We start from the raw sequence: 23,113 nt of genomic DNA, 5'->3' as shown, positions 1-23,113 counted from the left end.
GCCGCCGCCCGTCAGACGGTGACCGTGCCGGCGTCGTCCACTGCCCAGGTGGGGTTGTACGCCACTTCCCAGCGGAACCCGTCAGGGTCGGCAAAATATCCTGCGTAGCCGCCCCACGCCTTGGTGACGGGCTCGGCAACGATGGCAGCACCGGCCGCCGCAGCCTGTTCCATGACGCTGTCCACTTCCTGCGGGCTTCCCAGGTTGTGGCTGAGCGTGATGCCGGGGACGCCGGCGGGAGGACTGGTGCCGGCTTCGGCCTGCATCTGGGTGCTGTCCCAGAGGGAGAGCACCAGCCCATGGTTCACCTGGATGAACAGGACTTCCCCGGCAACCTCGCGGTGGACGGGCCAGCCAAGGCCGTCCACGTAGAAGGCGCGCGAGGCCTCGACACTGCGGACACCGAGGGAGATAAAGTCGACTCTGGGCTCCATGCTTCGATACTGTCAGATGATGGCGACAATTCAAGGAAACGATAGGGATGCCCGGGCCGACAGGGAACAGCTCGCTGCCGTCCGGGTTGCTGTTGACGAGGTGGATGAGCAGATTGTCACCCTCATCGCCCGCCGCGAGCGGCTGATCAGGATCGCCGGCACGCTGAAGGGTGATGACGCCGAGGTGCGCGCCCCGGGCCGGGTGGAGCGGATCATTGAACACGTGCGGGCTGCTGCCGAGAAAAAGGACATTGACCCGGACATCGTGGAGTCAACCTACCGGGCCATGATCTCCGCGTTCATTGAACTTGAACTGCGGATCCATAAAGAAAACAGCTGAGGAAGAGCTTAGAGCGCTTCCTCCACCGGCACCCCGTGCTGGAACTCCCGTCCGTCCGCCTCACTGAAGGCGGACAGGACATGCCCCTGCCCGAGCCCGTTCAACGCCGTCAGGGGAAAGCTGCCGGTGATGCTGCTCTGTGAGTGGGTGACGCCGGACAGGTCGTAATCCTCTTCGATTCCCTGGTCCCGGTTGAACGCGTAGCAGGCGATGGCCTCCCCGTTCATGAACTCAATGCACAGCCGGCGCTGCGCCGAATAATCAGGCGAGGCTCCCATCAACCCCACCACGTAGGCACCGGATACCGGTATGGTGCCGTCGATATCGAACGTGGCGACCAGGGTGGAGTCCTCGGTCTTGATGCTGGCCTGCTTCAGGAGTGCGTCATCGGTACTCATGCCAACATCCTGCTCCCTGCCGCACGCCCCGTCCACCCCCGCCTATGTTTTGATGCCATCCCGGCGTAGACTGGTTTTATTCGAATACATATTCGAATACCTGTTATGGGGAGAATCGTCCGGGAGGTGCGCATGGGCATGTTCAGCGAGTCTGTTGACGTGGTGTGCAACGAAGCCGGACAGCCGGAATCGTTGACCTGGGCCGGGGCTTCCTACACCGTCTGCGCCGAACCCCTCCGGTGGTACGAACGCCGGCAATGGTGGGCGGAGGACAGCAGGGCACCGCTGGGAAGCGGCCAGGGCGTGGTGGATCACGAAATCTGGCGCGTGCAGGTTCTGCCCTCCCGGGCAGCCTCCCGTTCCGCTGCGCCGGAAGAACCGGTCGGCGCAGAACCCCTCACCCTTGACCTGACCCGCCATCTCCGCAGCAACCGCTGGCGGCTGCTGCGGATCCATGACGCCCTCCGCCACAGAACAGCCTGACCAGTCCAGCATGAGCTTCACCCACCTTCACGTTTCCACGGCGTTCAGCGCCCATTACGGTGTTTCCTGGCCGGAGGAACTGGCCATGGCTGCCGCCGCTGACGGTGCCACAGCCCTCGCCTGTACAGACCGGGATGGCCTCTACGGAACCATCAAGCACCTCAAGGCCTGCATGGCAGCGGGCATCGACCCCATTGTGGGGGTGGACCTTGCAGTGTTTGACGACGACGGCGATCACCGAACGCAGGTGTCAGGCAGGGTGGTGGTGCTGGCCCGCGGACAAAACAACGGTGCCGGATACCGTGCGCTGTGCCGCCTGGTTTCCGACGCCCACGCAAGGACCTCGGGGAAAGCCGGGGGAGTGGTGCCCGCTGCTGTCACCCGCGCCGAACTGGCCTCCCGCACCCTGGACCCCCAAACCCTTAAGCCGGTGCTCACCGTACTGCTCGGCCCTGATTCGGATGTGGGCCGGGCCATGGGCGGACGGCGCTACCTGCGGCCCCGGACCCTCTTCAAGCAGTGGCTCGACGCCATGCCCGCCGGAACCGTGGTGGCTGAAATCGTCTCCCAACTCAGCGCACCTGGTACCCCGATGAGCACGGCGCATGCTGTGCGCATGCTCAGGCTCGCCGAGGAACACCAGGTACCGGCGGTCCTGTCCAATGCCGTTAGGTACTGCGCTGCGGACGGAGCACCAACCGCTGACGTCCTGGATTCGGCCCGGACATTGAAGTCCCTGCCCGAACTGGCAGGGGAACCACTCCTGCAGCCCACTGGCCAGGGGTGGCTGAAAACCCCGGCGCAGATGCTGGGGCTGGGCAAGGAAATCATTTCCGCTGCCGGTTATGGTGCCGCAGACCTCAAGCAGCTGATGACGCAGACGGAGGCGCTCGCCGATCTCTGCCGGATCGATCCCACCTCAGACATGGGATGGAAACAGCCCGTGGTTCCCGAAGCATCCGTTATTGGCATCAGCCAGGATCCGCACGCTGAACTCATCCAGCGTTGCCATGCAGGAATCGGCCGGAGGTTCCCGGGCGCCACTGGCAACACGGAGAAGGAGATCCTGGCCCGCCTGGACCATGAGCTGGGGATCATCGACAACCTGGGCTTCTCCTCGTACTTCCTCACTGTTGCCGAGGTGTCCCGGATGATCCAGGACATGGGGGTCAGGGCGGCAGCAAGAGGATCGGGAGCATCCAGCCTGGTCAATTACCTGATCGACGTCAGCCATGTGAATCCCCTCCAGCACGACCTGATCTTTGAACGTTTCCTCTCCAACGACCGCGCCACCCTTCCGGACATCGACATCGACGTCGAAAGCGCTGAACGCCACAACGTCTACCACCGCATCTTCGAACGCTTCGGCTCTGAACGGGTAACCCTGATGAGCATGCAGAACGGATACCGCGCCCGTGGTGCCGTGCGCGACGCCGGCCTGGCGCTGGGCATGGACGAAGACGAGGTGGGGGAGATCGCCAAGCAGCTGTGGCGGTTCTCTGCACGGAAATTCCGGGAAGCACTGCAGGAAAAACCGGAACTGCGAGAGTTTGCCGGCCGGGTGGAGCAACGCGACGCCCATGGCAACCAGCAACTGGACCTGCTGGTGGACCTGACCGAACGGCTCGACCGGCTGCCCCGCCACATATCCATGCACCCGTGCGGCGTCATCCTGGGTGATGCCACCCTCCTGGACCGCACCCCGGTCCAGCCCAGCGGTCTTGGACTGCCCATGAGCCAGTTCGATAAACATGACATGGACCCCATGGGCATGCTCAAACTCGATGTCCTGGGTGTCCGCATGCAAAGCGCCATGGCGTTTGCGGTCCGGGAGATCATCAGGATCCATCCCTCCAGGGAGGAAGTGGTCAAGGCGGGGAACCACCCTGCGGGCCCGGAAGGTTCCGGCCCCGACTACATTGCCGCCAACGGCCGGATAGACCTCAACGCCGTCCCCCTCGACGACGAAGCCACCTATGAGCTGATCAGGAGCACGCATACCCTTGGCTGCTTCCAGATCGAATCACCCGGGCAGCGGGAACTGATCGGCAAAATGGCGCCGCGGGAGTTCAACGACCTCATCATCGATATTTCACTGTTCCGCCCGGGACCGATGAAATCGGACATGGTGCGGCCCTTCCTGGAACACCGGCACGGATTCGCCCCTGAGGTCTACCCGCACCCTGACCTCAAGCCGGTGCTGCAGGAAACCCACGGGGTCACCGTCTTCCACGAGCAGATCCTGAAAACCCTCCACGTCATGACCGGCTGCGGCCTGGCAAAAGCCGACGAATTCCGCCGGGCACTCAGCAGCGAGGCCGGAGAAGCGCGGGTGGAGGAGTACTTCCGGTGCCACGCCAAGGCCAGGGGGTACGCCCCCGAGGTGGTGGACAAAGTGTGGGGGACGTTGAAGTCCTTTGCCAGCTTCGGCTTCTGCAAAGCCCACGGGGCTGCTTTCGCTGTCCCCACCTACCAGTCCGCCTGGCTCAAGACACACCACCCGGAAGCCTTCCTTGCAGGATTATGGGAGCACGACCCCGGCATGTACCCCAAACGGCTGCTCGTGGCCGAAGCCCGCCGGCTGGGCATCCCCATCCTTCCCCTGGACATTAACCGCAGCAAAGCCGAATACCGGGTGGAGCGGATCGGGACAGGCAGGGACGCCGGCAGGCTGGGAATCAGGCTCAGCCTGAACGGGATTTACGGCCTCTCTGCTGCAGAACTGAAGCGGATTGTCGCCGGCCAGCCCTATGACTCACTTGCGGATCTCCGGGCGCGCTCGCGGCTCAGCAAGCCAAGCATCAGGCGCCTTGCACAGCTGGGGGCCTTTGATTCCCTGCACCGCGAAGCCGGAGGCACCGCCAACCGCGCGGACCTGGTGCACCATTTGCAGCAGCTTGAATCAGCCAATGGCCCGCGGAAAGGCTTTGGGGTGCTGGAGGGGCAGCTGTCCCTTCCCCTGGGCGACGTCGAACTGCGCAACATCAAACCTGGACTTCCCGCCCCCACAGTGGTGGACAACGTCAGGGCGGAATTGGATCTCATGGCCGTCGATGTCAGTTCCCACCTGATGGACAGCCACAGGCCCCTGCTGGAAAGGCTGGGCGTCACCACTGCCGACAAACTCCTCAGCCTGCGCAACGGGACCGAAGTGCTGGTGGCAGGGGTACGGGTGGCCACCCAGACTCCTCCCATGCGCGGCGGCAGGCGGGTGGTGTTCATCAGCATCGACGACGGCACCGGCTGCGTGGATTCGGTCTTCTTCCACGAGGCCCAGGAAAACGCCGGTCCGCTTCTGTTTGGAACCCGCCTGCTGCTGATCCGCGGGACCACCCGAAGGACGGGTCCGCGGGGCATCAGCATCAGCGCGAGCATGGCCTGGGACCTAGGCAAAACGGACAGTTTGCCCTTGCCGGAGTCCATTGGCGGGTCCACCGGGGTGTCCGGCCCGGAGGCCTTCGGCGATGTGCCACATCCCCTGGATGGCATCAGCAGGACGCTGGCGATTACCGGGTTCAACGGGTAACCGCGGTTCCGCACCCCCGTGCGCCGCGTTGGTCGGCCCATACCGGAACCGATAGCATTGACGGTGGCTGGCTGTGGTCCCCGTATGCCACAAGCTATGAAGCCTCAACTTTGAATAGGAGACACCCGTGTCAGATGCCCAGCAGATCACCCTTCTCGTCGATGGCGAAGAGACCAAGGTGACTACCGGGACAACCGGTGCGGAACTCTTCTTTGAGCGCCGTGACGTTGTTGTTGCCCGCGTCAACGGCGAGCTGAAGGACCTGGACCAGGAACTTCCTGAAGGCGCCGAGGTGGAAGGTGTCACCATTGATTCCGCCGACGGCCTGAACGTCCTGCGGCACTCCACCGCCCATGTCATGGCCCAGGCCGTGCAGCAGCTCCGTCCCGACGCCAAACTCGGCATCGGCCCCTACATCACCGACGGCTTCTACTTCGACTTCGACGTTGCCGAGCCGTTCACTCCCGAGGACCTCAAGACCCTCGAAAAGATGATGCAGAAGATCATCAACCAGAACCAGAAGTTCGTCCGCCGCGTGGTCAATGAGGACGAGGCCCGCGAAGCCATGAAGAACGAGCCCTACAAGCTCGAGCTCCTGGGCAAAAAGAACGAAGCCGCCGAAGCCGGGGAAGGCGTGAACGTCGAAGTCGGCGCCGGCGACATCACCATCTACGACAACGTGGAACGCAAGGAAGGCACCACCGTCTGGTGCGACCTCTGCCGCGGCCCCCACCTGCCCAACACCAAGCTCATCTCCAACGCCTTCGCCCTGACCCGTTCGTCGTCGGCCTACTGGCTGGGCAACCAGAAGAACCAGCAGCTGCAGCGCATCTACGGCACCGCCTGGCCCACCAAGGACGCCCTGAAGGCCTACCAGGAACGCATCGCCGAAGCGGAGCGCCGCGACCACCGCAAGCTCGGCTCCGAACTGGACCTGTTCTCCTTCCCGGACGAACTGGGCTCCGGCCTGCCCGTCTTCCACCCCAAGGGCGGCATCATCCGCAAGGAGATGGAGGACTACTCGCGGCAGCGGCACGTCGAGGCCGGCTACGAGTTCGTCTACACCCCGCACATCACCAAGGGCCACCTGTACGAGGTCTCGGGGCACCTGGACTGGTACAAGGACGGCATGTTCCCTGCCATGCACGTCGACGCTGAACTCAATGAGGACGGCACCGTGCGCAAGCCCGGCCAGGACTACTACCTGAAGCCGATGAACTGCCCCATGCACAACCTCATTTTCCGCTCCCGCGGCCGGTCCTACCGTGAGCTGCCCCTGCGGCTGTTCGAATTCGGCTCCGTGTACCGGTACGAGAAGTCCGGTGTGGTGCACGGCCTCACCCGTGTCCGGGGCATGACACAGGACGACGCCCACATCTACTGCACCCGCGAGCAGATGAAGGACGAACTCACCAAGACCCTCACCTTCGTCCTGGACCTGCTCAAGGACTACGGGCTGAACGACTTCTACCTCGAGCTGTCCACCAAGGACCCCGAGAAGTACGTCGGCGACGACGCCACCTGGGAGGAAGCCACCAGGACCCTCGCCGAGGTAGCCCAGGAGTCCGGGCTGGAGCTGGTGCCCGATCCAGGCGGAGCAGCCTTCTACGGTCCCAAGATTTCGGTGCAGGCCAAGGATGCCCTGGGCCGTACCTGGCAGATGTCCACCATCCAGCTGGACTTCAACCTGCCCGAACGGTTCGAGCTGGAATTCCAGGCCGCCGACGGCAGCCGCCAGCGTCCCGTCATGATCCACCGCGCGCTCTTCGGATCGGTGGAGCGCTTCATGGGCGTCCTCACCGAGCACTACGCCGGGGCGTTCCCCGCGTGGCTGGCTCCGGTCCAAGTGGTGGGCATCCCCGTGGCGGAGGCGTTCAACGATTACATGTTCGACGTCGTTGGCCAGCTCAAGGCGGCAGGTATCCGCGCCGAGGTGGATACGTCCTCGGACCGCTTCCCCAAGAAGATCCGCACCGCCAGCAAGGACAAGATCCCGTTCGTGCTGATCGCGGGCGGAGACGATGCAGAGGCGGGCGCTGTTTCGTTCCGCTTCCGGGACGGAAGCCAGGACAACGGCGTGCCCGTCGCGGAAGCGGTCAAGCGCATCACCGAAGCCGTCCGCAACCGGACCAGCTAGCCGAACGGAAGCAGCACAGTGCAGGAGAACACAGGCGCAGGATATCCAGGCGATGCCGGCGTTACCGACGACTTTGCCCTCGCCGGTGTCCCGGACGCCTTCCAGCGCCTGTGGACTCCGCACCGCATGGCCTACATCAAGGGCGGCCAGCACCAGTTCAAGAACGAGAACGACTGCCCGTTCTGCGTAGGCCCCGGCCGCACTGACGAAGAGGCGCTCATCGTCTACCGCGGACGGACCTGCTATGTGGTGCTGAACCTGTTCCCCTACAATCCGGGCCACCTGCTGGTCTGCCCCTACCGGCACATTCCGGACTACACGGACCTTACGGTTGAAGAAACAGCGGAGTTCGCCGAGCTGACCCAGACGGCCATGCGGGTCCTGCGGAAAGTGTCCAATCCCGGCGGCTTCAACCTGGGCATGAACCAGGGCGTGGTGGGCGGTGCAGGTATCTCCGCACACCTGCACCAGCACATTGTGCCGCGCTGGGGCGGGGACGGTAATTTCTTCCCCATCATCGCCCAGACCAAAGCCATTACCCAGACCCTTGATGAGGTCCGGCAACAAGTGGCTGAGGCCTGGCCCGGGGAGTCGGATGCTGAATAGGCATGCCCGCGGTTTCTTCACCGCGCTGTTTACCCCACTGGCCCGCTGGCTCCTGAAAATTGGAGTCTCCCCGGACGCCGTCACCATCCTCGGAACCGCGGGTGTTGCCGCGGGAGCCCTCATCTTCTACCCCCTGGGTCAACTCTTTTGGGGGACCGTCTTCATCACCGCGTTCATCTTTTCCGACGTCCTGGACGGCATCATGGCCCGGATGCAGGACGTCAAGAGCCGTTGGGGAAACTTCCTCGACTCCACCCTTGACCGGGTCGCTGATGGGGCCCTCTTCGCCGGCGTGTCCGTATGGTTCTTCACCGGTGGAAACAACACCGCCATCGCCGTCAGCGCGCTGCTGTGCCTGGTCCTGGGCATGGTTGTGTCCTACGCCAGGGCCAAGGCCGAGTCGCTGGGGTTCACCGCCAACGTCGGGATCGCAGAACGGGCCGAACGCCTGGTCTCCGTGCTGGTGGTCACCGGCCTGACCGGTTTGGGACTGCCACCGGTGGTGCTCCTGGCCACCCTGGTCCTCCTGGCTGCGGCGAGCCTCATCACCGTCGTGCAGCGCGTCGTTTCCGTGCGCCGGCAGTCACTGGCGGAACCCACGCCCGCTGATTAAGCATGATTAAGCCGGCCGTGCGGCGGGGGACTAGTATATAAGTGCCCGGTCAAGCGACCCGGCAATCCGTGCGTGCACCTCCGGCAGCTGCCGCCGCATGCCCGGCGAAGATCATCTGTCTACCCATAGGGGTTTTTGTGTCTACACCTGATGTAAGCAACGAGGCCGGTTCGTCCGCGAACAGCGTCACGGGCAGCAGCCGCGTGAAGCGTGGCATGGCCGAGATGCTCAAGGGCGGCGTCATCATGGACGTCGTCAACGTCGAGCAGGCCCGCATCGCCGAAGACGCCGGTGCCGTGGCAGTCATGGCGCTGGAGCGTGTTCCGGCCGATATCCGCGCCCAGGGCGGCGTGTCCCGCATGTCCGATCCCGACATGATCGACCAGATCATCGACGCCGTGTCCATCCCGGTGATGGCCAAGGCCCGCATCGGCCACTTCGTGGAAGCCCAGGTCCTGCAGTCCCTCGGTGTCGACTACATCGACGAGTCCGAGGTCCTGACCCCGGCCGACTACGTCAACCACATCGACAAGTGGAACTTCAAGGTTCCCTTCGTCTGCGGTGCCACCAACCTCGGTGAGGCCCTGCGCCGCATCAACGAGGGCGCGGCCATGATCCGCTCCAAGGGCGAGGCCGGCACCGGCGACGTCTCCAACGCCACCGGACACATGCGCAAGATCCGCTCGGAGATCGCCAAGCTCTCCTCGCTGCCCGAGGACGAGCTGTACGTCGCCGCCAAGGAACTCCAGGCCCCGTACGAACTGGTCAAGGAAGTTGCCGCTGCCGGCAAGCTTCCCGTGGTCCTGTTCACCGCAGGCGGCATCGCCACCCCCGCTGACGCTGCCATGATGATGCAGCTCGGCGCCGACGGCGTGTTCGTCGGCTCCGGCATCTTCAAGTCCGGCAACCCCGCCCAGCGCGCCGCCGCCGTCGTCAAGGCCACCACCTTCTTCGACGACCCCGACGTCATCGCCAAGGCCTCCCGCGGACTCGGCGAAGCCATGGTGGGCATCAACGTCGACGAGATCCCCCAGCCGCACCGCCTCGCCGAGCGCGGCTGGTAATTTCCGCGTTCTGTGACGCGCCGGACGGCGCGATCCTCGGTGTGCTATTCCCCGCCTCCCGCTGCCGCCATATTGGTGGTGGTTGGGGGCGGGGGCCCTTTTACGCACGCTGCCGGACCGCACCGTCCGGCGCTTCGGGTCGGGTTTACTGACCTAACTTACGACGCCGGTTCCCTCACCTTTTCTGGTGGGGGAACCGGCGTCGTCCGTTTTTAGGTCTTTTCTTGAACCGTCGATTGCTCCGTACTTGTCGTTTTCCGGGCTCAAAACGACAAGTGCTCAGCAATCGATGGGGGTTACTCCAGGCCGCGGCGCTTGAGCAGCGGGTCCAGTCCTGCTTCGCGGCCCCTCAGGATCCGGAAGGACTCCAGGGGGTCCCGGCTGTTGCCGCGGCTGAGGAGTTCTTGCCGGAAGCGTTCGCCGTTTGCGCGGGACAGGCCGCCGTTCTCCTTGAACCAGTCCACGGTCTCCGCGTCCAGGACCTCGCTCCAGATGTAGGAGTAATAGCCTGCGGCGTAGCCGGCGCCGGCGAAGATGTGCTGGAAGTAGCCTGTGCGGTACCGGGGCGGGATCAGGGGGTGCGCAATCCCTGCCGCAGCCAGGGCCTTAGCCTCGAACTCCACGGCATCGTCCGGAACGTCGCCTGGCTCCAGCGTGTGCCATGCCAGGTCCAGGAGGGCTGCGCCCAGGTACTCGGTGGTGGCAAACCCTTCGCCCCAGAGCCGGGATTCCTCCAGCCTGTCCACAACGTCCTGCGGAAGAGGTTCGCCGGTGACGTGGTGGCGCGCATAATGGGACAGCACTTCCGGCCACATAATCCACATCTCGTTCACCTGCGACGGATACTCCACAAAGTCCCGGGGCACGGCAGTGCCGGAAAAGCGGGGATAGGTGACGTCGGAAAACAAGCCGTGCAGGGCGTGGCCAAACTCGTGGAAAAGCGTGCGCAGCTCGTCCAGGGTGAGGAGCGTCGGCTCACCCGCAGGCGGCTTCGAAATGTTGAGCGTATTGATCACCACCGGCCGGGTGCCCAGCAGACCCGACTGGTCCACGAGCGAGTTCATCCACGCACCGCCGCGCTTGGATTCACGTGCATAGTAGTCGCCAAGGAACAACCCCAGGCCGGTTCCGTCCCCGTTCCGGACCTCCCAGATGCGAACGTCCGGATGATAGGCGCCGAGGTCGTGCCGCTCGTGGAACGTGATCCCGTACAGCGCAGTGGCTGCAAAAAACACTCCATCCGTGATCACCCGGTCCAGCTCAAAATACGGACGCAGGGCCTGCTCATCAACGTCGTACTTCTCCCGCCGCACCCTTGCCGAATAGTAGGCCCAGTCCCAGGCCTCCAGCGGATGCCCGGCGGCGTCGGCCAGGGCTGCCGCCTCGGCGTCGGCATTGCGGACGGCCGCCGGCGCCATCCGGCCCAGCATCGTCCGGACGGCCTCGAAGTCCGGCGCCGTCTGCCGGTCGGCCACCAGTTCGGCGTAGTTGGCGAAACCCAGCAGTTGGGCCTTTTCCGCCCGCAGCCCGGCCATCTCCCGGGCCAGGTCCAGGACATCCAGGCTCCCGCCGCCACTGCCCCTGGCCACGGATGCTTCGAACAGACGACGGCGGACGTCCCGGTTCTCGAGCGAGGCCAGCGCCGGCTGGTTGCCGGGCTGGATCAGGGTAAGCAGGAATTTGCCGTCGTGCCCGGTGGCGCGTGCCGCTTCCGCGGCACTGGCGACGTCGTCCGCCGGCAGGCCCGCCAGGTCGCCGGCGTCCTCCAGCAGCAGCGCCGCGGACTTCATCCCCTCCTTGACCCGCTGTCCGAACTCCGTGCCCAACCGGGCCAGTTCAGCGTTGATGGCACGCAGCCGCTCCTGGCCAGGCGCATCGAGCTGGATCCCGGACTGGCGGAACTCCTTGAGGTACTCCTCCACCAGGCGGGCTGACTCGGGATCGAGGCTGTCCGTATCTATGCCGGCAAAGCGCCCATACAGTGCACTGTTGAGGAAAACTTCGTCCTGGTGGGCCTGGAAGCGCGGCGAAAGCTCTGTTTCAAGTTCCCGGATTTCCGCGGAGGCATCCGCCGACACCAAGGTGAAAAATGCCGCAGCCGCCCTGTTGAGGAGCTGCCCGGAGCGTTCCATGGCCAGTGCCGTGTTTTCAAACGTGGCCGGTGCGGCGTTGCTGCTGATGGCCCGGATCTCGTCCAGGTGGGCAGCCAGTCCTGATTCGATGGCGGCGCCGTACTGGCCTGCTGTGAGGGCCTCGAAAGGCGGAAGACCGTAGGGCAGGGGACTGGCGGCAAGGAGGGGGTTGGTCATGGGGTAAACCTTTCACAGCAGGGCGCGGTTCTCAATTGATGGAAATGGTGCTGCCTCCCAGGTCACATCCCTAGAATTGCCGCTATGGTGTCCGTTCCGGGCCCCATTCCGCACGTGCTGGAAGGCGTACACGGGTTCGGCTATACGAGGGGGCCACCGGTCCATGAGCAAAAGTGCCACGACGCAGGCGGCTGCATCCCTGGGTGTGCCCGTACGGTGGGTGGGCCCGGGCGCCGTCACGGTCCTGGCCCTGGCCTACGGCATCTTCTGGTACTTCGCGCGCCCGGAAGGTGAACCCGTACTCCGCCATGTGGGCCAGCTGTTCGGCGGCGAATCCGTGCTGCTGTACTCCATCGCCCTGGTCCTGGTCAGCACACTCCCGCACGTTGAGCCGGTGTTCGGCGGCATAGACCATGCCGCGATCTGGCACCGCAGGGCCGCCGTTACGGCTACTGTCCTGTTGCTGCCGCACATAGAACTTGCGTCCAACCCGGAGGCAACCAGCGTGGGAAAGACACTGGCCGTGGTGGCCATTTCCGGCCTTGCGGCACTGGTGGTGTGGGCGGTGCTGCCGCGTTGGCGGACCATGCTGCCGGCGCCCGTCCGCCGCGTGGTGCTCGCCGCACTGCAGACCAAGGGGGTCCGCCTGGTGGTGCGTCTGCTGGGTGGCTATGAGCGCTGGCGCGGCTTCCACCGCCTCACAGGCTTGTTTGTGGCTGCCGGATTCCTGCATGGACTGCTCGATGCCAGTGCGTTTGAAGCGGCGCCCGTCCTGCGGTGGAGCTATGTGGCCATCGGCGGAACGGGGCTGGCGTTCTACGTCTACCGGGAGCTGCTGGCGCGCCGTTTCCTGCCCCATCACGACTACCAGGTCGCAGGGGTCCGCCCGGTCGCGGCGGACCTGTTGGAGGTTGCGCTCCGTCCCTTGGGCCGCCCCCTGGTGTTCAAACCCGGTCAGTTCGCCATGGTTTACCTCGAAACAGCGGATGGCTGGCAGCGGCACCCCTTTTCCATTTCCGGGCCCGCGCAGGAGGGCGGCATCAGCATCACGGTCAAGGCGCTGGGTGACCACACCACAAGGCTTCCCGACGTGGTTCAGCCTGGGATGCCGGCCGTGGTGGGCGGCCCCTACGGCCGCTTTGACCGGCACAAGGGCACTGCCCACCAAGTTTGGATCGCCGGCGGGGTGGGGATCACGCCCTTCCTGAGCTGGCTGCGGTCGCTGGACGCAGACCCGGGTGCCGGGCTGCAGGAAGATGTCGACTTCTTCGTTACCTCGGCGGGCCCGTCGCCTTTTGCCGAGGAAATCATCGCCATCGCCAGGAACCACCCGCGGCTCAAGGTCCATGTGGTTGACACCGAAAGGGACGGGCGGCTGACCCCGGCCGCGGTCATGGCCGCGGTGGGCACGGAACCGCGCCTGCTGTCAGTTTTCATGGGTGGGCCCGACGCCATGCTCCGGCAGTTCCGCAAAGCCTTCCGGGCAGCGGGTGTCCGCAGGCTCAACATCCACCGGGAGTACTTCCAGTGGCGGTGATCCAGGCGGTCGCAGTTCAGCGGGGCCGGCGGGCGGCGTGCTCCCGTGCCAGGACCGCGTAGGCGTCGTCAGGGGTGCCGGGGGAGAAGCTGCCGAACTTGCGCTCCGCGGCTGTGCGGATGAGGTAGTCGGCAATGGCAGGGTTCTTGGGAAGCAGCGAGCCGTGCAGGTAGCTGGCAACGATGTTTCGGTACCGCGCCCCCTCATGGCCGTCGTTGCTGTTGTTCCCCGTTCCCTTGGCCACCGTCCCGAGCGGCCGCATCCCGCTGCCCAGGGTGGTTTGGCCGCTGTGGTTCTCGTAACCGAGGACTTCGCCGAACTCGGTGGTTGAGACCTTGACGTTGCCGATCAGGCGCTCGTCGGTACCGTGGGTTTCCACGTCCAGGACGCCGATGCCCGGGATGACAGTTCCCGTCCGCGTCTTGAAGAAACGGCCAAAAAGCTGGTAGAGGCCGCAGATGACCAGCATGGGTGCGCCGTCCTCGGCCAACTCCTTCAGCTGGCCGGCCCGGGCCTGCAGGTCGTCCTGGATGACCAGCTGGCCGCTGTCCTGGCCGCCGCCGCCCACAATGATGTCCACGCCTTCGGGAAAGGGATCGCCCACGTTGTACTCAAGCAGTTCGGGGGTGTACCCGTGCCATTGGATGCGGCGCTGCAGGACCAGGGCATTGCCCCAGTCGCCATAGATGTTCATGTCCCGCGGGTACAGCTGGACCACGCGCAGCGTGCCCTTGGACTGGGCGCCAGCTTCTGCTGCTTCTGCCGGACTCAAGAGACAACCTCCACGGTGGTGATTTTGGACAGCTCGCGGCGGATGGCAAGCATGGCGGTGTAGGTGCAGAAGATCCGTTTGGGTTTGCCCCGGCCTTCCCGGATGAAGGCGGCAAGGGCGGCGGGAATGTCGGTGTCCACGGCGCCAACGGGGACTTCGTCGTACTGCAGCCGCAGCGCCATGTCGTAGGCACGCGATCCGGTCAGCACCTCCACCCCGCCCCCGCGAAGCGAATCGAATTCCACGTCCCACAGCCAGGACATGTCCCGGCCGTCGGCGTAGTTGTCGTTGATGGCGATCATCGTGGCGTAACCGGCAGCGGGGAAGGATTTCAGGCCCAGCCGGAAGCCGCTGGGGTTCTTGACCAGCACCAGGTCCAGGGGCTGGCCGTCCACGGTCAGGCTTTCGCCGCGGCCGAAGGCCGGCGCCACCTGGGACAGCGCCTGCAGCAGGGTCTCGTGGTTCGCGGTGGCGGCCCCGCCGCCGCAAATGCTGCGGGCGAGGGTAAGAGCAGCGGCTGCGTTGAAGATGTTGTACACGCCGCGCAGCTTCATCGCCGTGGTGACCGTGCCGCCGTCGTACTCGAATTCGGCGCTGTCTGCGCCCACCTTGCGGAGGACGACGTCGGCCTGCGGCTTGGCGGGCAGGCCCGCCGGGGCGGGGCTGCCCGGAGCGGCGCGCATGTCGTCATCGTTCGGGAAGGTGCCCAGCAGGGAGTCGTCCAGGCCGAAGTACCTGACGTCCTGTCCCGTCAGCGTGTCGGCGATCCGGGCAACCCGCGGGTCCTCGCGGTTCAGGACCACTGTTCCCGTGGTCTTGGCGGCGATGTGCTGCAGGAGCTGTGCGGTCTTGTCGATCTCGCCAAAACGGTCCAGCTGGTCGCGAAGCACGTTCAGCAGGAGGCAGTACCGGGGCGGAACGCTGTTCACGAAATGGACGGCGTGGGCTTCATCGAGTTCCAGGACGGCAACGTCCGCGTCCAGCCTGCCGCGCCAGTCCACCTCGCCCAGGAGGGCCGCTGCCACGCCCCGCGTGAAGTTGCTGCCGGTCCGGTTGGTGAAAACCTTCAGGCCCTGGCTTTCCAGGAGTTCGACCACCATTTTGGTGGTGGTGGTCTTTCCGTTGGTGCCGCTGACCACAGCCACGCCGTGGGGCAGGGTGGTGAGCGTCCGCCGCATGAAGCCGGGATCGATTTTCTCGACCACCAGGCCCGGAAGTGCGGACCCGCCGCCCCGCAGCCGGGATACCCTGCGGACCAGCTTGCCGAGCGGAACACTGAAGAAGACCATGTTTCGAATATATCCCAGCAGCGGCATGCAACCTTTGCCGGCCCCGGCCCCGCCGCACCGGGCGGAGGGCCGGGGCCGTATGCTGGAGGGATGACAAACCCCCCTTCTGCTGATCCTGCGCGCGTGGGCTCAGGCCTGCGGATCGGTGTCCTGGCCCTCCAGGGAGACTTTCGCGAGCACCTGCGTGCCGCAGAGGCCACCGGCGCGCAGGGCGTTGCCGTCCGCCGCCCGGAGGAGCTCGATGGCCTGGACGGCCTCATCATTCCCGGCGGCGAATCCACGACGATCGATAAGCTGGCGCGGGCCTTCGACCTTGCCGACCCGCTGCGCAAGTACATCGCCGAGGGCCTGCCCGTCTACGGCTCCTGCGCGGGGATGATCCTGCTCGCGTCGGACATCGCCGACCCGGCAACCGACCTGTCCGGCGCCCCCCAACAGACGTTCGGCGGCCTGGACATCACCGTCCGCCGCAATGCCTTCGGCCGGCAGCGCGAATCCTTCGAAACCGACCTGGACTTCAAGGGGCTGGACTTCAGTGCCACCGAATCGGGCGTGGAACCGGTGCACGCTGTCTTCATTCGCGGGCCCTGGGTGGAACGCGTGGGGCCGGACGTGGAGGTCCTGGCCCAGGTGGAACCGGCAGATCCCGGACAGGCCTCGCACGCCGTACCGCTGCCCGGGGCGGCTAGAATTGTCGCAGTGCGTTCCGGCCAGCTGCTGGCCACCTCCTTCCATCCGGAAGTGACCGGCGAGAAACGCGTACACGAACTTTTTATCCGCATGATCAGAGGAGAAGCGTAAAGCATGTCAGGCCACTCCAAATGGGCAACGACCAAGCACAAAAAGGCGATCATTGACAGCCGCCGCGCAAAGTCGTTTGCCAAGCTGATCAAGAACATTGAAGTTGCCGCCCGGATGGGCGGACCGGACCTCGCCGGCAACCCCGGCCTGGAACTTGCGGTGACCAAGGCCAAGAAGACCTCGGTTCCCAACGACAATATCGACCGCGCCATTAAACGCGGCGCCGGCCTCACCGGCGAAGTGGTGGACTACACCGAGATCATGTACGAGGCCCGCGGCCCCCAGGGCTCGGCCCTGCTGATCGAGTGCCTCACGGACAACAAGAACCGGGCAGCCTCCGAAGTCCGCCTGGCCATCTCCCGCAACGGCGGCACCATCGCCGACCCCGGTTCCGTGAGCTACCTCTTCACCCGCAAGGGCGTAGTGAACCTGCCCAAGAACGGCCTGAGCGAGGACGACGTCCTGATGGCCGTCCTGGATGCGGGCGCGGAGGAAGTCAAGGACAACGGCGAGACCTTCGAGATCCACTCGGAGCCGGGCGATCTCCAGGCCATCCGGGAGGCCCTGGCGGAAGCCGGCATTGAGTACGACACGGACGAAGTTGAATTCGTGCCGTCCATGCAGGTGGAACTCGACGTCGACGGCGCCCGCAAGTTCCTGAAGCTGGCGGACGCTCTTGAAGACCTCGACGACGTCCAGAACGTGTACAGCAATGCCGACCTCAGCGACGAAGTCCAGGCCGCCCTGGAATCCGAGTGACGTCCGGCCTTGCCAGCTAGACCGCAGCGGGAGCTCCAGTCGTCCCTGTCGCCCGCAGCGGGGCAGAAGTGACGCTCCGCGTCCTGGGCGTTGACCCCGGCCTGACCCGCTGCGGCATCGGCGTGGTGGATGTTGAACGCAACCGCCGGGCCAGCATGGTGGCGGTAGGGGTTGTCGGCACCTCGCCGGACGAGACCCTTGACCGCCGCCTGCTGGTGATCGCCACGGCCATCGACGAGTGGCTGGATCGTTACGAGCCCGAGGTCCTCGCCGTCGAACGCGTCTTCTCGCAGCTCAACGTCAGCACGGTGATGGGCGTCGCCCAGGCGTCCGGCGTGGTGATCGCGGCGGCGGCCCGCCGGGGAATCCCGGTGGCGCTGCATACGCCGTCGGAAGTTAAAGCCGCGGTGACCGGCAGCGGGTCCTCGAATAAGGACGCCGTGACCAAACTGGTCACCAAGATCCTCCGGCTTGACGCCCCGCCGCGGCCCGCCGACGCGGCCGATGCGCTGGCGCTGGCGATCACCCATGCGTGGCGCGCCGGGAGTGGCGCTGCCGTGGCCACCACCGGTCCCGGCAGCTCTTCCCTGACGCCGGCCCAGCGGGCATGGGCGGAAGCAGAGGCGAAAGCGCGCCGTGCACGATGATTGTCCCTGCCGCTTGCTAGGGTATTCGTAGATATGTTCGGATAGCCGGGCTCCCAGAGTGGAGGCCCGCAGTACAACGGGAGCCCGGCCTTGATCAGTTTCCTCCGCGGAACCGTAGCGCACGTTGGCCTGTCAACGGCCGTGATTGACCTCAACGGTGCCGGGATGAGCGTCAACGCCACCCCGCAGACCCTGAGCCGGCTGCGCGTGGGGGAAGAGGGCAAGCTGTTTACGTCCCTGATTGTCCGGGAGGATTCGCTCACCCTTTTTGGTTTTGCATCCGACGACGAACGTGAGGTTTTCGACGTCCTGCTGAGTGTCAGCGGGGTCGGTCCCCGTCTTGCCCTCGCAGTCCTGGCGGTCCACGACCCCGAAGCAATCAGGGTTGCGGCCCATACGGAGGACAGCAAGACCTTCACCAAGGTTCCCGGCATCGGGCCCAAGGTCGCGGGCCGGATCGTGCTGGAGCTGGCCGGAAAGCTGGTACCGCACGGAACGGCCGCACCCGCTGGCGCCGCCACTCCTGCCGAGGCCGCATGGAAGCCGCAGGTGGTGGCCGCCATGACCAGCTTGGGCTGGTCCGAGAAGGATGCCTCCGCCAGCATCGACAAAGCCCTGGCTGACGAGCCGGAAGTGTCCTTCCGCGGCAATGTGGCCGAAATCCTCCGTACCACCCTCCGGTGGCTGGGGCAGGACGGCGCGCGCGCCGGCAACCGCGTAGGCAGCCGTGGCTGAACCTTCATTGGTTGCCGCGGGGGAGGAACCGGAGGAGCGGGCCATCGAGGCGGCGCTCCGGCCGAAGAACCTCGACGATTTCGTGGGCCAGCACCGGGTGCGCAAGCAGCTTTCGCTCGTGCTCCAGGCCTCCCGGATGCGCGGGCGCACAGCGGACCACGTGCTGTTCTCCGGGCCGCCGGGCCTCGGCAAAACCACCCTCGCCATGATCGTGGCCGCGGAAATGAACGCTCCGCTGCGCCTTAGCAGCGGGCCCGCCATCCAGCACGCGGGTGACCTTGCGGCCATCCTGTCCTCGCTGTCCGAGGGCGAGGTCCTGTTCCTCGACGAGATCCACCGCATGTCCCGGCCCGCCGAGGAAATGCTGTACATGGCCATGGAGGACTTCCGCGTCGACATCGTGGTGGGCAAGGGCGCCGGTGCCACCGCCATTCCACTGGAATTGCCGCCGTTCACCCTGGTGGGCGCCACCACCCGCGCCGGGCTGCTTCCGGGCCCGCTGCGCGACCGGTTCGGCTTCACTGGGCACCTCGAGTTCTATTCCGTTCCGGAACTGGAACTGGTCCTGCGCCGGTCAGCCGGGCTGCTGGACCTGAAGGTCAACTCCGCCGGATTCGCTGAAATCGCCGGCCGTTCACGCGGGACCCCCCGTATCGCCAACCGCCTGTTGCGCCGGGTCCGGGACTGGGCGCTGGTGCATGGTGTCGAACAAATCGATGCCAGGGCTGCGTCCGCCGCCCTGGACATGTACGAAGTGGACAAGAAAGGCCTTGACCGGCTGGACCGTGCTGTCCTCGATGCCCTCATCACCAAATTCGGCGGAGGCCCCGTCGGCCTGTCAACCCTGGCCATCGCCGTTGGCGAGGAAACCGAAACAGTGGAAACCGTGGCGGAACCCTTCCTGGTCCGGGAAGGGCTGCTGGGCCGGACGCCCCGCGGAAGGATTGCCATGGCGCCGGCGTGGACGCACCTCGGATACGCCATTCCATCCGGGGTCTTCGCCCAGGAGCAGTTGGACCTTTTCGAGCCCGGCGGGGACGCCCCCGCGGCGGGGGACTGGGCCCCGGAGAGCCAATAGCAGGCTCCGTTCAGCTTTTCCCTTTAGACTGGTATGACGCCCGGCACGTTCGGGTCTTTGTTTCGCGGGTGGCCCTGACGCCCCCGTCGCTTGGGGAAGGAAATGTCAGGCGTTCTGCCTGTGCCACCAACCGCCCCGGCTGAAGCGAAGCCGACGTCGCTGGAAAACCAGCAGCACCACGCAAAAGAACGGAATTCCCCCTTGGATCCAATGTCAATTCTCCTGTTCGTCATGCTCGGCGTGTTCATCTTCATGATGTTCCGCCGCAACAAGAAGACGCAGCAGCAGCAGGCAGAGCTCCAGTCGAAGTTCGCCCCGGGCGTGGAGGTCATGACCAGCTTTGGCCTTTTCGGCCGGATCGTGGACATCGACGACGCCGACAACAAGGTCACCCTTGAACTTTCCCCCGGCAACCTGGCCACCGTGCACCGCCAGGCGGTCACCAAGGTTGTCGAGCCTGCCGCGGAAGCCACGGTCGAGCCCGCCGCTGCCTCACCCGTGGTGCCGGATGACGCATCCTCACTGACCACGCCGGAAGCCGGAAGCACTGCAACGGGCACCGAGACTCCGGAAGAAACCCTGAAGCGCCTCAACGACGAGGGCAAGAAGGACAGCTAGGCCCGCTGGCCCCTTTCCTCCCTCTACCGCTGCGGACCACCGCCGGCGCAGGTAACAACCCGCGCCGGCGGTTCTTCCGCGAATAAGAGAAAGATCGACAATGGCACGAACTGGCCGCAAGAAACCAGGGCTCCGCGTCCTGGTCTGGCTTGGCGTACTCCTGGCAGCGCTGACAGCCGTCCTGGCCGGCGGCACCGTCGCCGGGCAGGCCAGCTGGGCACCCAAACTGGCCCTGGACCTCGAGGGCGGCACCCAGATGATCCTGGCGCCGAAGGTGGAGGGCGGTTCGGACATCAACGAACAGCAGCTCAACCAGGCCGTGGCGATCATCCGGCAGCGCGTTGACGGCTCCGGCGTCTCCGAAGCGGAAATCAGCACCCAGTCCGGGCGCAACGTGGTGGTCAGCCTTCCCGGCACCCCCTCCGCCGAAACCCGGAACCTCATCCAGGCTTCCGCGGACATGAACTTCCGCCCCGTCCTCCTCAACGGTGACGGCGCCCCCGTGCCGCCGGAGTCGCAGACCCCGGAGGACCAGCTGCCCAAACCCACAGCTGAGCCGGCCAACAGCAGTGACACCAACTGGATCACCCCGGAGATCTACAAGCAGTTCGAGGCGCTGGACTGCAACAGCCCCGCAGCCGAGAAATCCAAGCGGTCAGATCCCACCAAGCCGCTGGTGACCTGCGAGCCTGCCACCGACAAGTCTCCTGCCATCAAGTACATCCTGGGTCCCGTGGAGGTGAAGGGCAGCAACATCGTCACCTCGTCCTTCCAGCTGCAGCAGGGTGCGCAGGGTGCGGTGACCAACGACTGGGCCGTCAACATCCAGTTCGACGCCGACGGCACGGCCAAGTTCAAATCCGTCACCGAACGCCTCAACCAGTTCTACGTGGCCGCCGGCGGCGAGTCCGGCACCGACCCCAAGTCCCAGTTCGCCATTGTGCTGGATGACCAGGTCATCTCCGCCCCGCGGTCGCTGGCTGTCATCACCGACGGACGTCCGCAGATCACCGGCGGCTTCACCGAGAAGACCGCCAAGGCGCTGTCCGACCAGTTGAAGTTCGGTGCCCTCCCCATCAGCTTCGACATCCAGAGCGAGCAGCAGATCTCCGCCACGCTTGGTGGCGAACAGCTGCGCATGGGCCTGCTGGCGGGCCTGATCGGGCTCCTGCTCGTGGTGGTCTACTCCCTGTTCCAGTACCGCGCCCTGGGCTTCGTCACGATCGCCTCGCTGGTGGTGGCCGGTGCCCTGACGTACCTGGCCATCGCGATCCTGGGCTGGACGGAGAACTACCGGCTGTCCCTTGCAGGTGTTGCAGGCATCATCGTGGCCATCGGCCAGACTGCCGACTCCTTCATCGTCTACTTCGAACGCATCCGCGACGAACTGCGCGAAGGGCGCGGCCTGGTGTCCGCCGTGGAAAACGGCTGGAAGCGGGCCAAGCGCACGGTTCTTGCCTCCAAGGCCGTCAACCTCCTGGCCGCTCTGGTCCTGTACTTCGTGGCCGTGGGCAACGTCCGTGGCTTTGCGTTCACGCTGGGCTTGACGGCCATCGCCGACCTCATCGTGGTGTTCATGTTCACCCACCCCACGCTGCAGCTGCTGGCCCGTACCCGGTTCTTCGGTGAAGGCCACAAGTTCTCCGGCCTGGACCCCGAACGTCTGGGCGCCGTGCCGCTGTACCGCGGTGCCGGCCGGGTCCGCACTCCCGAGGACAAGCCCGCGGTGGTCCGTACCAAGAACACCGGCGCAGCGGCCGAGGCCGAACGCCGCATGACCATCGCTGAACGGCGCCTGGCAGAGAAGCAGGAACAGCTGGCCGGCTCGTCCAAGACCTCCGCGAAGGAGAACAAGTAATGTCAGGCTTCGCTACGTTCGGCAACGAGCTCTACACCGGAAAGCGTTCCTACGACTTTGTAGGGGCCAAGAAGATATGGTTCATCATCGCCGCGGTGGGAGTGGCGCTGTCCATCATCATCCCGGCGGCCAAGGGTGGCTTCAACCTCGGCATCGAATTCCGTGGGGGCTCCGAATTCACGGTCTCGAACGTCAAGACCACGGACGCCACCATCGGCGAAAAGGCCGTGACTGACGTGGTTGCCGGCAGTGTTCCGCGCGTTGCGAACGTGGCCGGCAACACCATGCGCATCCAGACGGACAAGCTGACCGACGACGAGACCCTTCGGATCAAGCAGGGCCTCACCGGCGCCTACGGTGTCACCGACAACGAGGTGACCTCCACGTTCGTTGGCCCCACCTGGGGCGCTGACGTGACCAAGCAGGCGCTGATCGGCCTGGTGGTGTTCGTGCTGCTGGCGGCCCTGCTGATGGCCCTCTATTTCCGGACCTGGAAGATGTCCCTGTCGGCGCTTGCCGGCATGGCCGTGACCATGTTCATCACGGCCGGTGTGTATGCGCTCAGTGATTTTGAGGTCACACCGTCGGCCATCATCGGATTCCTGACCGTCCTGAGCTACTCCCTCTACGACACCGTGGTGGTCTTCGACAAAATCCGGGAAAACACCACCGGAATCGACGCCTCCACACGCCGGACGTTCGGTGAGGAAGTAAACCTCGCCGTCAACCAGACCCTGGTGCGTTCCATCAACACCATGATGGTGGCGATCCTCCCCGTGGGCGCCATCCTGTTCATCGGTGCAGGGCTCCTGGGTGCCGGAACGCTGCGCGACCTGTCCCTGGCCCTGTTCGTCGGGATCCTCATCGGCACCGCCGCGACCATCTTCGTCGCAGCTCCGATGTACGCCTGGCTCCGACAGGGTGAACCGGACCTGGTCAAGCAGGCGCGGCGCGTCCAGCAGCGGCGGGCCGGTTCAACCGAACGGGCAGTTCCGGCATCGCCGGCTAAAGCCTGACCTGCCAGCTACAGGCACCCGCGATTCCCTCAAAGGCCGGGCAACGCACACCGTGCGCTGCCCGGCCTTTGGCTGTCCGCGCTCGGTTATAAA

Annotated in this window: 21 protein-coding genes; 16 read left to right on the top strand and 5 right to left on the bottom strand. The window is 65.4% G+C overall.

The window, feature by feature from the left end; genetic code table 11:
- Window positions 1–11: 11 nt before the first annotated feature.
- Window positions 12–434 (bottom strand): VOC family protein, encoded by a 423-nt coding sequence (locus PUN51_RS05635; protein WP_159631876.1) that lies wholly within the window; start codon window positions 432–434, stop codon window positions 12–14.
- A gap of 16 nt (window positions 435–450) precedes the next feature.
- Between PUN51_RS05635 and PUN51_RS05630 the strand changes: the two genes are divergently transcribed.
- Window positions 451–774: a chorismate mutase gene (locus PUN51_RS05630; RefSeq protein ID WP_159631877.1), complete on the top strand. Its 324-nt coding sequence runs from the start codon at window positions 451–453 to the stop codon at window positions 772–774.
- An 8-nt stretch (window positions 775–782) separates the two neighbouring features.
- Here the strand turns inward: PUN51_RS05630 and PUN51_RS05625 are convergent, their stop codons facing one another.
- Entirely contained in the window at window positions 783–1,172 is a 390-nt protein-coding gene (locus tag PUN51_RS05625) for a hypothetical protein (protein WP_159631878.1), read from the bottom strand.
- A 132-nt stretch (window positions 1,173–1,304) separates the two neighbouring features.
- Between PUN51_RS05625 and PUN51_RS05620 the strand changes: the two genes are divergently transcribed.
- The 6 genes from PUN51_RS05620 (at window position 1,305) to pdxS (ending at window position 9,601) form a co-directional block, all read left to right on the top strand.
- On the top strand, window positions 1,305–1,655 hold the full coding sequence (locus PUN51_RS05620) for a DUF6504 family protein (protein ID WP_275180279.1): 351 nt from the start codon (window positions 1,305–1,307) through the stop codon (window positions 1,653–1,655).
- Between the two features lie 10 nt (window positions 1,656–1,665).
- Window positions 1,666–5,181: a DNA polymerase III subunit alpha gene (locus tag PUN51_RS05615; RefSeq protein WP_275180197.1), complete on the top strand. Its 3,516-nt coding sequence runs from the start codon at window positions 1,666–1,668 to the stop codon at window positions 5,179–5,181.
- Window positions 5,182–5,308: 127 nt separating this feature from the next.
- A complete protein-coding gene (thrS, locus tag PUN51_RS05610) occupies window positions 5,309–7,318 on the top strand; it encodes a threonine--tRNA ligase (protein ID WP_275180196.1) in 2,010 nt (669 codons plus the stop codon).
- Between the two features lie 18 nt (window positions 7,319–7,336).
- Window positions 7,337–7,924 (top strand): HIT family protein, encoded by a 588-nt coding sequence (locus PUN51_RS05605; RefSeq protein ID WP_159631881.1) that lies wholly within the window; start codon window positions 7,337–7,339, stop codon window positions 7,922–7,924.
- Window positions 7,914–8,537: a phosphatidylinositol phosphate synthase gene (pgsA, locus tag PUN51_RS05600; RefSeq protein ID WP_275180195.1), complete on the top strand. Its 624-nt coding sequence runs from the start codon at window positions 7,914–7,916 to the stop codon at window positions 8,535–8,537. Before PUN51_RS05605 ends, pgsA begins: the two co-directional genes overlap by 11 nt.
- Before the next feature lie 137 nt (window positions 8,538–8,674).
- The gene (pdxS, locus tag PUN51_RS05595; protein ID WP_159631883.1) at window positions 8,675–9,601 is read left to right on the top strand and encodes a pyridoxal 5'-phosphate synthase lyase subunit PdxS; all 927 of its coding nucleotides are present in this window, start codon (window positions 8,675–8,677) and stop codon (window positions 9,599–9,601) included.
- Between the two features lie 296 nt (window positions 9,602–9,897).
- On the opposite strand, the gene PUN51_RS05590 is transcribed toward pdxS, so the two are convergent.
- Window positions 9,898–11,910: a M3 family metallopeptidase gene (locus PUN51_RS05590; protein ID WP_275180194.1), complete on the bottom strand. Its 2,013-nt coding sequence runs from the start codon at window positions 11,908–11,910 to the stop codon at window positions 9,898–9,900.
- A 163-nt stretch (window positions 11,911–12,073) separates the two neighbouring features.
- Between PUN51_RS05590 and PUN51_RS05585 the strand changes: the two genes are divergently transcribed.
- Complete coding sequence (locus tag PUN51_RS05585; RefSeq protein WP_275180193.1) at window positions 12,074–13,447, top strand: ferredoxin reductase family protein; 1,374 nt, start codon at window positions 12,074–12,076, stop codon at window positions 13,445–13,447.
- 16 nt (window positions 13,448–13,463) lie between these two features.
- Here the strand turns inward: PUN51_RS05585 and PUN51_RS05580 are convergent, their stop codons facing one another.
- Entirely contained in the window at window positions 13,464–14,219 is a 756-nt protein-coding gene (locus tag PUN51_RS05580) for a type 1 glutamine amidotransferase (RefSeq protein ID WP_275180192.1), read from the bottom strand.
- On the bottom strand, window positions 14,216–15,508 hold the full coding sequence (locus tag PUN51_RS05575) for a Mur ligase family protein (RefSeq protein ID WP_275180191.1): 1,293 nt from the start codon (window positions 15,506–15,508) through the stop codon (window positions 14,216–14,218). The genes PUN51_RS05580 and PUN51_RS05575 overlap by 4 nt, the downstream gene beginning before the upstream one ends.
- A gap of 90 nt (window positions 15,509–15,598) precedes the next feature.
- Here PUN51_RS05575 and pdxT point away from each other — a divergent pair, with 90 nt between their 5' ends.
- The 8 genes from pdxT (at window position 15,599) to secF (ending at window position 23,020) form a co-directional block, all read left to right on the top strand.
- Complete coding sequence (pdxT, locus tag PUN51_RS05570; protein ID WP_159631888.1) at window positions 15,599–16,309, top strand: pyridoxal 5'-phosphate synthase glutaminase subunit PdxT; 711 nt, start codon at window positions 15,599–15,601, stop codon at window positions 16,307–16,309.
- 3 nt (window positions 16,310–16,312) lie between these two features.
- Window positions 16,313–17,068: a YebC/PmpR family DNA-binding transcriptional regulator gene (locus tag PUN51_RS05565; RefSeq protein ID WP_159631889.1), complete on the top strand. Its 756-nt coding sequence runs from the start codon at window positions 16,313–16,315 to the stop codon at window positions 17,066–17,068.
- 68 nt (window positions 17,069–17,136) lie between these two features.
- Entirely contained in the window at window positions 17,137–17,715 is a 579-nt protein-coding gene (ruvC, locus tag PUN51_RS05560; protein WP_159631890.1) for a crossover junction endodeoxyribonuclease RuvC, read from the top strand.
- 90 nt (window positions 17,716–17,805) lie between these two features.
- Entirely contained in the window at window positions 17,806–18,450 is a 645-nt protein-coding gene (ruvA, locus tag PUN51_RS05555; RefSeq protein WP_159631891.1) for a Holliday junction branch migration protein RuvA, read from the top strand.
- Window positions 18,443–19,528: a Holliday junction branch migration DNA helicase RuvB gene (gene ruvB / locus PUN51_RS05550; RefSeq protein WP_159631892.1), complete on the top strand. Its 1,086-nt coding sequence runs from the start codon at window positions 18,443–18,445 to the stop codon at window positions 19,526–19,528. Before ruvA ends, ruvB begins: the two co-directional genes overlap by 8 nt.
- A 210-nt stretch (window positions 19,529–19,738) precedes the next feature.
- Window positions 19,739–20,146, top strand: coding sequence for a preprotein translocase subunit YajC (gene yajC / locus PUN51_RS05545; protein ID WP_159631893.1), 408 nt, complete (start codon window positions 19,739–19,741; stop codon window positions 20,144–20,146).
- 100 nt (window positions 20,147–20,246) lie between these two features.
- Window positions 20,247–22,004, top strand: a complete 1,758-nt coding sequence (gene secD, locus PUN51_RS05540) for a protein translocase subunit SecD (RefSeq protein WP_159631894.1) — start codon at window positions 20,247–20,249, stop codon at window positions 22,002–22,004.
- A complete protein-coding gene (secF, locus tag PUN51_RS05535) occupies window positions 22,004–23,020 on the top strand; it encodes a protein translocase subunit SecF (RefSeq protein WP_159631895.1) in 1,017 nt (338 codons plus the stop codon). Before secD ends, secF begins: the two co-directional genes overlap by 1 nt.
- Window positions 23,021–23,113: the final 93 nt, after the last annotated feature.

The sequence above is a fragment of the Arthrobacter sp. NQ4 genome, assembly GCF_029077345.1.
In the GTDB taxonomy this organism is placed as follows: domain Bacteria; phylum Actinomycetota; class Actinomycetes; order Actinomycetales; family Micrococcaceae; genus Arthrobacter.
Note: the sequence above shows the minus strand (reverse complement) of the source record. Positions and strands in the feature narration are given on the sequence as shown.

Bases quoted from the DNA above. Each gene is read 5' to 3' on its own strand.
- PUN51_RS05575 (WP_275180191.1), bottom strand. From the start codon at position 15,508: ATGGTCTTCTTCAGTGTTCCGCTCGGCAAGCTGGTCCGCAGGGTATCC.
- pgsA (WP_275180195.1), top strand. From the start codon at position 7,914: ATGCTGAATAGGCATGCCCGCGGTTTCTTCACCGCGCTGTTTACCCCA.
- secF (WP_159631895.1), top strand. From the start codon at position 22,004: ATGTCAGGCTTCGCTACGTTCGGCAACGAGCTCTACACCGGAAAGCGT.
- PUN51_RS05590 (WP_275180194.1), bottom strand. From the start codon at position 11,910: ATGACCAACCCCCTCCTTGCCGCCAGTCCCCTGCCCTACGGTCTTCCG.
- PUN51_RS05565 (WP_159631889.1), top strand. From the start codon at position 16,313: ATGTCAGGCCACTCCAAATGGGCAACGACCAAGCACAAAAAGGCGATC.
- yajC (WP_159631893.1), top strand. From the start codon at position 19,739: ATGTCAATTCTCCTGTTCGTCATGCTCGGCGTGTTCATCTTCATGATG.
- PUN51_RS05630 (WP_159631877.1), top strand. From the start codon at position 451: ATGATGGCGACAATTCAAGGAAACGATAGGGATGCCCGGGCCGACAGG.
- PUN51_RS05635 (WP_159631876.1), bottom strand. From the start codon at position 434: ATGGAGCCCAGAGTCGACTTTATCTCCCTCGGTGTCCGCAGTGTCGAG.
- secD (WP_159631894.1), top strand. From the start codon at position 20,247: ATGGCACGAACTGGCCGCAAGAAACCAGGGCTCCGCGTCCTGGTCTGG.
- PUN51_RS05585 (WP_275180193.1), top strand. From the start codon at position 12,074: ATGAGCAAAAGTGCCACGACGCAGGCGGCTGCATCCCTGGGTGTGCCC.
- pdxT (WP_159631888.1), top strand. From the start codon at position 15,599: ATGACAAACCCCCCTTCTGCTGATCCTGCGCGCGTGGGCTCAGGCCTG.
- PUN51_RS05620 (WP_275180279.1), top strand. From the start codon at position 1,305: ATGGGCATGTTCAGCGAGTCTGTTGACGTGGTGTGCAACGAAGCCGGA.
- PUN51_RS05625 (WP_159631878.1), bottom strand. From the start codon at position 1,172: ATGAGTACCGATGACGCACTCCTGAAGCAGGCCAGCATCAAGACCGAG.
- PUN51_RS05615 (WP_275180197.1), top strand. From the start codon at position 1,666: ATGAGCTTCACCCACCTTCACGTTTCCACGGCGTTCAGCGCCCATTAC.